This window comes from Trichlorobacter sp. (genome assembly GCF_030247655.1).
GTDB lineage: Bacteria > Desulfobacterota > Desulfuromonadia > Geobacterales > Pseudopelobacteraceae > Trichlorobacter.
Map to the genome: position 1 here is coordinate 1 of NZ_JAOTRZ010000082.1, position 10,000 is coordinate 10,000.

A 10,000-nucleotide genomic window follows, 5' to 3' on the forward strand; every position below is an offset into this window, starting at 1 on the left:
AACAGAAGGTAGATTTTGATGCCTTGAAGACCATCGGCAAACTTGGGCTTAACCCTCTTTACGGCACTGCCCGCGGATATCTGGATGCGCCGCTCAAGAGTCTTGGCATCACCTATGCCATTATCAATGACCATCTTGATCCGTATTTTGGTGGCCAACCTCCAGAGCCGTCCGAGGCACACATTCCAGACTTCATCTCGTTGGTGAAGAATGATCCTACCATCCGGCTTGGCTTGGCCACTGACGGAGATGCTGATCGTTTCGGTATCCTGGATGCAGACGGTACCTACATTGAGCCTAACTATATCATTGCCCTGCTGCTGGATTATCTGATCCGGGTCCGTAAGTTGACCGGCGGCGTGGCCCGCAGTGTCGCAACCTCCCATTTTGTTGATGCCGTAGCAAAAAAATATGGTGTGCCTGTTTATGAGACACCGGTTGGCTTTAAATATATCGGAGAGCTGATCACTCAGGACAAGATTGTGATTGGTGGTGAAGAAAGTGCCGGACTTACCATCAAGGGCCATGTACCTGAAAAAGATGGTATTCTTGCCTGTTTCCTGGTGGCTGAAATGGTTGCCCGCGAAGGCAAGACGGTACGGGAATTGCTTGAGAGGATGTATGGTGAAGTCGGGCGTTTTATTACCCGTCGTGACAACCTGAAGCTATCTCCGGAACTTGAAGCCGCCTATCCTGGCAAGGTAGCTGCGGTGCCCAAGGAAATTGCCGGCACAGCAGTAACAGATGTTATTACCGTTGACGGGGTGAAACTGATCCTGTCAGACGGTTCCTGGATGCTGTTCCGTAAATCAGGTACTGAACCGGTGGTTCGACTTTACGGCGAGGCCTCTTCTGAGGCTCGTCTGACCGAGGTGATGGCTGCAGGCAAGGCATTTATTTTGAACTAACAACTGAAACTTGAGGAGAAATATTCATGTGGGATTACACACCAATAGTTAAAGACCATTTCCTGAACCCCCGCAACGTGGGGGATATACCTGATGCAGATGCTGTCGGCGAAGTAGGCAGCCTGGCCTGCGGTGATGCCCTGAAGCTGTATCTGAAGCTGGATGACAATAAGGAAAAAATTGTTGATGCCAAGTTTCAGACCTTTGGCTGCGCCAGTGCCATTGCTTCTTCCTCTGCCCTGACCGAGATGGTTAAAGGCAAGACCCTGGATGAGGCCCTTGCGGTTAGCAATCAGGATATTGCTGAATTTTTGGGCGGCCTGCCTGATGAAAAAATGCACTGCTCGGTGATGGGACAGGAGGCGCTTGAGGTTGCCATCTTTAAATACCGTGGTCTTGAACTGCCAGAGCATGATGCCGAGCACGATCACGGCCATGCATATCCTGACTATGAGGGAACTCTGGTCTGCAAATGCTTTGGTATTACCGACACCTTTCTGAAAAAGGTGATTGCTGACAACCATCTGACCACCTCAGAGCAGGTCACTAACTTTACCAAGGCCGGTGGTGCCTGCGGTAGCTGTATTCCCAAGATCAAGGAGCTGATTGCCGAGGTACTGGGGCAGGCTCAAGAGGCCGCAACTAAGCCCAAACTTTCTAATTTGAAAAAGATGCAGCTGGTGCAGGAAGTGCTGGAACGGGATATCCGCCCCATGCTGCGTGCTGACGGTGGCGATCTTGAACTGATTGATATTGATGGCGACCATGTCCAGATCGCCTTCCGTAAGGCCTGTGCCGGTTGTGCCTCCTCCGGTAACACCGCAAAGTTTGTGGAAATGAAATTACGTGAGCTGGTATATGACGGCCTGCGTGTTCAGGAGGTATAGCCATGCAAGTAATCTATCTGGACAACAATGCCACTACCAAGGTGGATGAGGCGGTTTTTGAGGAGATGAAGCCGTATTTCTGCGAGCTGTATGGTAACCCCAGCTCCATGCACTACTTTGGTGGGCAGGTGCAGAGCAAGACGGTTGAGGCCCGCAAGCGGGTGGCTGATCTATTGGGTGCTTCACCTGATGAAATCATCTTTACTGCCTGTGGCACTGAGAGCGATAATACCGCGATCCGCTCTGCCCTTGAGGTGCTGCCGGATCGTCGTCATATTATTACCAGCCGCGTTGAGCATCCAGCTGTTCTGACCCAGTGTCGCAACCTGACTGCCAAAGGGTACCGGATAACCGAGATCGGGGTGGATGGTGCCGGTCGTCTGGATATGGAAGAATACAAGAAGGCGATTGATGATGACACTGCCATTGTCTCCTTTATGTGGGCTAACAATGAGACCGGTGTGATCTTCCCGGTAGAAGAAGCGGCAGCCATTGCCAAGAAAAACGGCGCCCTGTTCCACACCGATGCAGTTCAGGCAGTGGGTAAGATCCCAATCAACATGGCCGCTTCAAAGATTGATATGCTTTCCCTGTCAGGCCATAAACTGCATGCCCCCAAGGGGATCGGTGCCCTCTACGTCCGTAAAGGCACCCCGTTCCGCCCGCTGATGGTTGGCGGACATCAGGAAAAGAGTCGTCGTGCCGGTACCGAGAATGCTGCTGCAATTATCGCCCTGGGTAAAGCATGCCAGTTAGCCGGTGAGTTTATGGAGGCTGAGAACACTACGGTTAAGGCCAAGTGTGAGCGGCTTGAAAAAGAGCTGTTGGCTGCTATCCCCCATGCCCGTATCAACGGAGGCGGGGCAGACCGCCTTCCCAACACCACCTCCATTGCCTTTGAGTTTGTGGAAGGCGAGGCGATCCTGCTGCTGTTGTCAGAGCTGGGTATCTGTGCTTCTTCCGGCAGTGCCTGTACCTCCGGCTCTCTGGAGCCGTCCCACGTGTTGCGTGCCATGGGGGTACCGTTTACCTGTGCCCATGGCTCGATTCGTTTTTCGCTTTCCCGCTACACTACTGATGCTGAGGTTGATGCGGTTATCAAAGAGATGCCCCCCATTATTGCCCGTCTGCGGCAGATGTCCCCCTTTGGGCGTGAGTTTTTGAAGTAGGCTGTTACAAAGTATGTTCTCAGAATAACAAAAGCGGGGTGCTTTGGTACCCCGCTTTTCTGTTGCCGTTTACTTGACGACCTCCCAAAGCAACGGTACTGTATACAGATATTTTGAGTTGGAGGTACTACGTCTTGTTCCGCTATCTACTTCTGTTGCTACTTTGTCTGTTATCGCTGGTTTCCCATGCCGCTGACACCCGTGGTCTGCGGGGGGTTGCCAAAGACCAGGCCACTAACCAAACCGCTGAGGTCAAGCTCTACAACAAATCCTACGCCGTTATTATTGGTATAGACCGCTACAAAAACCTTTCCCCTGACCGCCAGTTAAAAAACGCAGTAAAGGATGCCAGGGGTATAGAAGCCACCATCAGAAAACAGTACCGCTTTGATCAGATCTTTACCCTGCATGATGAACAGGCCACCCGCGATGGCATCATGCGGCTTTTGACCGCAGAGTTGCCAAAGGTCATCGGTAAGGAAGATGCCCTGTTTATCTTCTGGGCTGGCCACGGCAACCAGGAAAAGACCGATGATGGTGATCTGGGCTATCTGATCCCCTTTGATGGCAACAGTGACGGCATCTACGGCAACATCACCATGAGCCAGCTAAAAGACGATATTTCCCGCGCTATTCCTGCCAAGCATATCTTTTACGCCTTTGACGCCTGTTACAGCGGCTTGCTTACCACCCGTGGTGTTGATGTCAAAGCCAGCCGAAACCTTGCCTACTTAAAGAATATTACCAAAGAGCGGGTTCGCCAGGTGCTGACCGCGGGCAGTAAAGGACAGGAAGCACTTGATGGCGGCCCCCGTGGACACAGCGTCTTTACCGGCAGGCTGATAGAGGTGCTGGAAGCAACCGGAGACTACATTACTGCCAACGAGATTCAGGCAATTCTGAAGGAGCGGGTCTATCAGGATGCCCGCGCCAGAGGCCACGAACAGACCCCCGGTTTTGGTGCCCTGTACGGTGGTGGAGATTTTGTATTTATCCCCAATTTTGAAGAAAAGGTTCGGGATAACCGGGCCGAGATATCCAAGATTGAAAATGAGTTGAAGCGGCTTGAGGAACAGGAAGCAGAGGCTAAGAAGCATCTGAGCGAGCAGCAGCAGCGTGAAGCAGAGCAGAAACGGAGGGCTGCAGAGGCCAGATTAAAGGCAGAGCAGCTACGGCAACAGCAGTTGGCGGATGATGCCAGACAACAGCAGGAACTGCTGGCTGAAAGAAGCAGGTTTGAGGCAGAGCAAAGGCGTAAAGAAGCGGAACTGACCAAGGCCAGCAAAGAAGAAGAACAGCGGATGGCAGCCCTGAAGGCTGAACTGGCAAAAAAGAAACAGTCTGCCCCCACTGCAACAGCCGGAAGCCTGGAAGCTGCTGTGGCTGAGGTGAGGCGACTAAATGCCCAGTTGCAAAGCATTGAAGCCACCTTTAGTCGTGAACTGACAGCGGGAAAGAACCGTATTGCCGGTCGTTACGATGCCGAGATAGCCAGCCTGCGTCAGGCAGCCAAACAGAAGCAGAAACCGCTGGTGCGGGATGAGTTTGAGACTGAGGCAGAGTACCAGTCCAGGGTTGCTAAACAACAGTCCTCCTACACCGACCGGATAGCAGAGCTGGAGCAAAAAAAACAGCAGGAGATAACCGCACTTGAACAGCGCCTGGCCCAGGAACAGGCCAGCGAGACAGCTGACTTGAGGTTCAGCCTGAAACAGCTTGGTGAGAAGGAATATACTGTTCCAGCGCACCTGCTGGTGTTGAAGATCGGCCAATATGATCCAGACAAACAGCTCTTTCCGGTCAGTATCAGCAATAAAATTCAACAGCCAGGCCAGCAATCAAGCGGGGTCAAGGTTGCTGTTAACGGTATCATTCCGCTGCCACGGGAGGCGGCTCGTAAATTTAAACAGGAATATAGCAGCGGCCTGGTGCGGCCTCAGGTGGCAGTGCATGCAGACAGTGGTAAGGTTGCCAGTGTTAGTCTTGTTAATGACGCTGATAATAGCCTGCTGGGGTATAGCGGTGGGAAGTTTATGACCACAGCAGAGATAGCTGCTGCGTTGGCGGAAAAAGAACAACGAGAGCGACTTATCTATACAGAACGATTGGAACGAGAGCGGCTTATCTACACAGATCCTGCGACTGGTCTGCAATGGGCTCGCAATGCCAACATGGCCGGTGAGAAGATGAACTGGCAGCAGGCAGTGGACTGGGTTAGCAACCTGACCTACGCAGGGCACAAAGACTGGCGACTGCCAACAAAGGATGAACTGGAGACCTTTGTAAAGAGGGGTGGTGCTCGTCCTTTTCAATGGTTTAACAACAACGGTTTCAGCAAAATCCAGGCCAGTTATTACTGGTCCTCCAGTACCTTCGCCTACAGCACATTCAGCGCCTGGGGCGTGGACGTGGGCTACGGCCGCGTGGGTCGCAACGGTAAGGGCATCTACAGCTACGTATGGCCCGTTCGTGCCGGACAGTAGGGTATTGGTTTGATGTGGCAGCACCCCTCACCCTGTCCCTCTCCCACAGAGTGGAGAGGGGACCTGCTGACAGAGGTTTTCTGCTTTTTGCTCCTCCTCCCTTGGATGGGAGGGGGCTGGGGGGAGGGTGCAAGGTGTATATTAAGGAGATGCTCTATGCCTATACTTAAAACAATAATCGTTATCTTGCTGCTGGTAGTTACCATTCCCTCCCATGCCTTCTGGTCATCAGACCCTGCTTCCTTGAAGGATCTTGCAAACGGGGTTGCCGAAGAACTGAAGGGAAAATCTGGCAGCGGTAAGCGACTCTATCTTGATAAAGTGAATGTCAAAGATGCGGTTTCCGGTGAAGCCTCCAATCTCTCAGCCTTTCTGGTGAATGAGTTTGAAAGCTCTCCCTCTGCAGCCGGGTTCAGTTTCAGCGATTTCATGGAACAGGCCGATCAAGTGGTGGGCGCCAGTTATCAGCGTGATGGTGAACGCTTGCGGGTGTTTGTCAAATATTGTCCGGCAAAGGATAGCAGTAATTGCAAAAGCCTTTCAGCAGCCCTGCCGCTAAACAAGCTTCCCAAAGAGAGCTTTAGCGAATCAATGGACAGCAGGTTGAAACGCCTGGTGCAGAAGGCTGGTGGTGGCAAGAGTGGCCTGAAAGTATTTATCAGCCCGGTGTGGAGCGTAAGAACCGTTATTCAAGTGAATTTTCAGAATATGTAACTGCCAAGGCCAGAAGTTTTCTGGTTAACAGCCAACAGTTTGAGGTGCTTGAAGAGCAGCCTGTGACCCGCTCACTCTCCAATACCCGCGGTCTGTCAGTCAAGGCCAAAGAGGTGCAGAACCTTGATACCAGTGCCGCACTGTTCAGCGGTGCCGATGCCGTTCTGGAGGGCTACTATCTTGAAGGGGCTGGCAGGGTAACTGTTGCCATGACTCTCAAGAATCTGAAGGGTGGGGTGCTGGGAAGTGCTGATGAGACCATTGAGCGGAGCATGATCCCCTATAGTACCGTCAACCAGATAGCGGGTGCCTTGGCTGCTGTGGCTGATGTGGCAGGTCAGGTAACCCAGCAGGTGGTGAAACTGAATACCACCAAAGGGGATCGTTATCAGATCTACCGGGCCGGGGAGAAGGTCCAGTTTCTGATACAGGTTACCAAGCCTTTGTATGTCTACCTGTTTGGTATCAACGCAAAAAATGAGGTCAGTCAGCTCTATCCCGGGCCAGGTCAACAGCTGGCCCCCCTGCAGGCTGGCCGTCTGCATACGGTGCCTGGTGATAGGGATAGCTGGGAAATTGTGGTGGAGCCCCCCTTTGGCACTGACGTGGTCAAGCTGTTTGCTGCTGAACGTCCTTTAGCGGTACCTGCTATTTCTGATAAAGTGTCAGCCAGGAGCTTTAGTGATGGTACCCGTTCTCTGGTGCGACGGGATGTTGTCCAGCAGCAGCTGTCAGTACAAAAGATTATTAACGGGTTTGATCTGGTGGATTATTTCAAAGGTGTGGCAGGGCAACTGGGGGTCATTCTGTATGAGGACAGCCTGTTTGTGCAGACCAGACTGAAGTAGGGAGGGAATATGTCTCAGCAGTTTGATTTGATAGTGATTGGCGCCGGCCCCGGTGGGTATGTGGCTGCTATCAGGGCCAGTCAGTTGGGGATGAAGGTGGCGGTGGTTGAAAAGCGGGCTACCCTGGGTGGTGTCTGCTTGAACGAAGGCTGTATTCCCAGCAAGGCGCTGCTTGATTCCAGTGAACATTTTGCGTTAGCGCGGCATAAGTTTGCCCAGCATGGTATAGAGATTGATCCACCTCGCCTGAATCTGTCAGCCATGCTAGCCCGCAAGGATGACGTGGTGAAGAAGTTGACGGATGGTGTTGCCTACCTGTTCAAGAAGTATAAGATAACGTTGTTTACCGGATCTGCCAGCCTGAAGGGCCCGGATACTGCGGGGATGCAGCAGGTCGCAGTGGAGCAGGTCTTTCAGTTGAGTTTCCCTAATGGTGATCAGCAGCCGGTTGAGGCACCGCAGTTGCTGCGGGCGGATAAAGTGCTGCTGGCAACCGGTAGTGAACCGATTCCGTTGGCCAATATCCCCTTTGATGGTGAACTGGTGGTTTCAGCCCGGGAGGCACTTGCCTTTGATCAGGTGCCGGATCATCTGGTCGTTGCAGGTGGCGGCTATATCGGCCTGGAGCTGGGGTCTGTCTGGCGCCGTCTGGGGGCACGGGTAACCGTTATAGAGGCATTGCCTGGCATTGTGCCTTCCAGTGATCGCCAGGTGGCAAACTATCTGCAGAGAACTTTAAAGAAGCAAGGGATCGAGTTTAAATTGAATACCAGGGTCACCGGACTCCGCCGCTTGGGGAATAAGGCTATGATCCAGTACGGTTTTGGTGAGGAAAGTGGCGAGGTCGATTGTGACCGGCTATTGGTTGCGATTGGCCGCAGACCGCTGATTACCGGTCTGGGGTTGAAAGAGGCGGGCATTAGTTTTGATCATACCGGAAGAGTACTGGTGGATTCAGACTATCAGACCCCCGTCGCCGGAATTTACGCCATTGGAGACCTGATTCCAGGTCCGATGTTGGCCCACAAGGCTTCTGAAGAGGGTGTCGTCTGCGTGGAGCGGATGCATGGCAAGTCCGCTGTGGTTGCGTATGATTATCTGCCCGGTGTGGTTTATACCTGGCCTGAAGGGGCTTCGGTTGGTAAGACCGAGGAACAGTTGAAGGAAGCTGCTGTTCCGTACAAGATTGGTAAGTTTAACTTTATGGGAAATGGTCGGGCACGGGCCATGGACGAGACGGAAGGCTTCGTCAAGGTACTTGCCCATGCTGAGACTGACAAGCTGTTGGGGGTGCATATTGTTGGCCCCCGTGCCTCGGATATTATTGCCGAGGCAGTGACTGCCATGGGTTTTGCGGGCACAGCACGTGAACTGGGCATGCAGTTCCATGCCCATCCAACCTTGAGTGAAGCGTTAAAAGAAGCTGCTTTGGATGTCAACAAAGAGGCTATCCATGGTTAGGAGCTACTTGTATGCATAAAAACAAGCGCAGGACGAAAATTGTGGCAACACTTGGGCCTGCCAGTAACTCGCCTGACATGATAGAGCGATTGTTGGGTGCAGGTGTGGATCTGTTCCGTCTGAATTTTTCACACGGCTCTCTTGAGGATAAGGCCAGCCTGATTAACAGTATTCGTGCTGTTGCCGCCAAGCTGGGGAGAGAGGTCGGGATACTGGCGGATTTGCAGGGCCCTAAGATCCGCACCGGTAAGATGGCTGGTGAAGGACTGCTCCTGCAAAAGGGGCAGGAGGTGGTGATTACCACCGTTGATGTCCTGGGGGCTGATGGTCTGATTCCGACAATCTATACTGAATTGCCACGTGACGTCACCCGTGGTGCCCGCATATTGTTAGATGATGGCTTGCTTGAACTAAAGGTGCTGGCTATTGAAGGGGAAGAAGTTCGTTGTCTGGTGGTAAACGGTGGCCTGCTGAAAAATAACAAGGGAATCAATCTGCCTGGGGTTAAAGTATCGGCACCATCACTGACTGAAAAGGATCTGGCGGATCTGGATTTCTGTCTCTGGGTTGATGTTGACTATATTGCCCTCTCGTTTGTGCGTACCCACGAAGATGTGGAACAGATCAAACGGATAATCTACAGCGCGGGCAAGGATATCCCGGTGGTTGCCAAGATTGAAAAGCCGGAAGCATTACGCAACTTCAACAAGATATTAAAAGTCACCGATGCTGTTATGGTGGCCAGAGGTGATCTGGGGGTTGAGATACAGGCCGAGAAGGTGCCGTTAATTCAAAAGAAGATCATTCAGGCCTGTAATCAAGCAGGGAAACCGGTCATAACCGCTACCCAGATGCTTGAATCAATGATTATCAACCCGCGTCCAACAAGGGCAGAGACCTCTGATGTTGCTAATGCAATTATTGATGGAACTGATGCAGTCATGCTCTCAGGTGAAACAGCATCGGGGGCCCATCCGATTGCTGCAGTAGAAACCATGGCAAGAATTGCTCTGGATGTCGAAACGGCTGGTTATGGTAGTAGACCTAATGCACCTGTCCTTATGACGCCGAGCATTGCCCATGCAGTTGGAGAGGCAGCGTGCAGGGCTGCGACCAGTCTCAAGGCAAAGGCAATAGCCGTATTTACACAGTCAGGAAGCACTGCTGCGTTGATATCCCGCTTTCGTCCTGCAATCCCGGTCGTCGCTTTCACCAATGCAGTTGAGATTCAGCGTAAGCTTTCCATCTATTGGGGGGTGCGAACGCAGCCAATTAAGATGCTTGAAAGTATGGAACAACAGATAGCGCTTGCTGAACAGTCATTGCTGGCAGCAGGCCTTCGTAAGGGTGATATCGTTGTTATTATTATGGGAACACCAATTGAAGCGCGAGGTTCAACGAATCTGGTGAAGATCCACAAGCTGGGAGCAGGAAGATTTTTTGAAATATTTTAAAAATAGCGTTGACAATAACAGCGAGTCTCAGGTATACATCCTTTCTCTTTTGCACCGAAAATATTTGCCAAGCAGC

At 52.1% G+C, this 10,000-nt stretch carries 7 protein-coding genes and 1 pseudogene; all 8 read left to right on the forward strand.

The window, feature by feature from the left end:
- Positions 1–908: pseudogene (locus OEL57_RS08920) on the forward strand (phosphoglucomutase/phosphomannomutase family protein); the annotation flags it as partial.
- Positions 909–934: 26 nt separating this feature from the next.
- Positions 935–1,795, forward strand: a complete 861-nt coding sequence (nifU, locus tag OEL57_RS08925; protein WP_300739755.1) for a Fe-S cluster assembly protein NifU — start codon at positions 935–937, stop codon at positions 1,793–1,795.
- A gap of 2 nt (positions 1,796–1,797) precedes the next feature.
- Positions 1,798–2,964 (forward strand): cysteine desulfurase NifS, encoded by a 1,167-nt coding sequence (gene nifS / locus OEL57_RS08930; protein WP_300739757.1) that lies wholly within the window; start codon positions 1,798–1,800, stop codon positions 2,962–2,964.
- A gap of 134 nt (positions 2,965–3,098) precedes the next feature.
- Complete coding sequence (locus OEL57_RS08935) at positions 3,099–5,447, forward strand: DUF1566 domain-containing protein (RefSeq protein WP_300739759.1); 2,349 nt, start codon at positions 3,099–3,101, stop codon at positions 5,445–5,447.
- 156 nt (positions 5,448–5,603) lie between these two features.
- Entirely contained in the window at positions 5,604–6,161 is a 558-nt protein-coding gene (locus OEL57_RS08940; protein WP_300739761.1) for a hypothetical protein, read from the forward strand.
- The gene (locus tag OEL57_RS16920) at positions 6,116–7,009 is read left to right on the forward strand and encodes a DUF4384 domain-containing protein (protein WP_300739762.1); all 894 of its coding nucleotides are present in this window, start codon (positions 6,116–6,118) and stop codon (positions 7,007–7,009) included. The genes OEL57_RS08940 and OEL57_RS16920 overlap by 46 nt, the downstream gene beginning before the upstream one ends.
- A gap of 9 nt (positions 7,010–7,018) precedes the next feature.
- Positions 7,019–8,470, forward strand: a complete 1,452-nt coding sequence (gene lpdA / locus OEL57_RS08950; protein WP_300739763.1) for a dihydrolipoyl dehydrogenase — start codon at positions 7,019–7,021, stop codon at positions 8,468–8,470.
- Between the two features lie 11 nt (positions 8,471–8,481).
- Positions 8,482–9,924, forward strand: coding sequence for a pyruvate kinase (gene pyk / locus OEL57_RS08955; protein WP_300739764.1), 1,443 nt, complete (start codon positions 8,482–8,484; stop codon positions 9,922–9,924).
- Positions 9,925–10,000 lie beyond the last annotated feature (76 nt).

Excerpts from the sequence above, each read along its gene's own strand:
- nifU (WP_300739755.1), top strand. The coding sequence starts at position 935 with ATGTGGGATTACACACCAATAGTTAAAGACCATTTCCTGAACCCCCGC.
- nifS (WP_300739757.1), top strand. The coding sequence starts at position 1,798 with ATGCAAGTAATCTATCTGGACAACAATGCCACTACCAAGGTGGATGAG.
- OEL57_RS08940 (WP_300739761.1), top strand. The coding sequence starts at position 5,604 with ATGCCTATACTTAAAACAATAATCGTTATCTTGCTGCTGGTAGTTACC.
- lpdA (WP_300739763.1), top strand. The coding sequence starts at position 7,019 with ATGTCTCAGCAGTTTGATTTGATAGTGATTGGCGCCGGCCCCGGTGGG.
- pyk (WP_300739764.1), top strand. The coding sequence starts at position 8,482 with ATGCATAAAAACAAGCGCAGGACGAAAATTGTGGCAACACTTGGGCCT.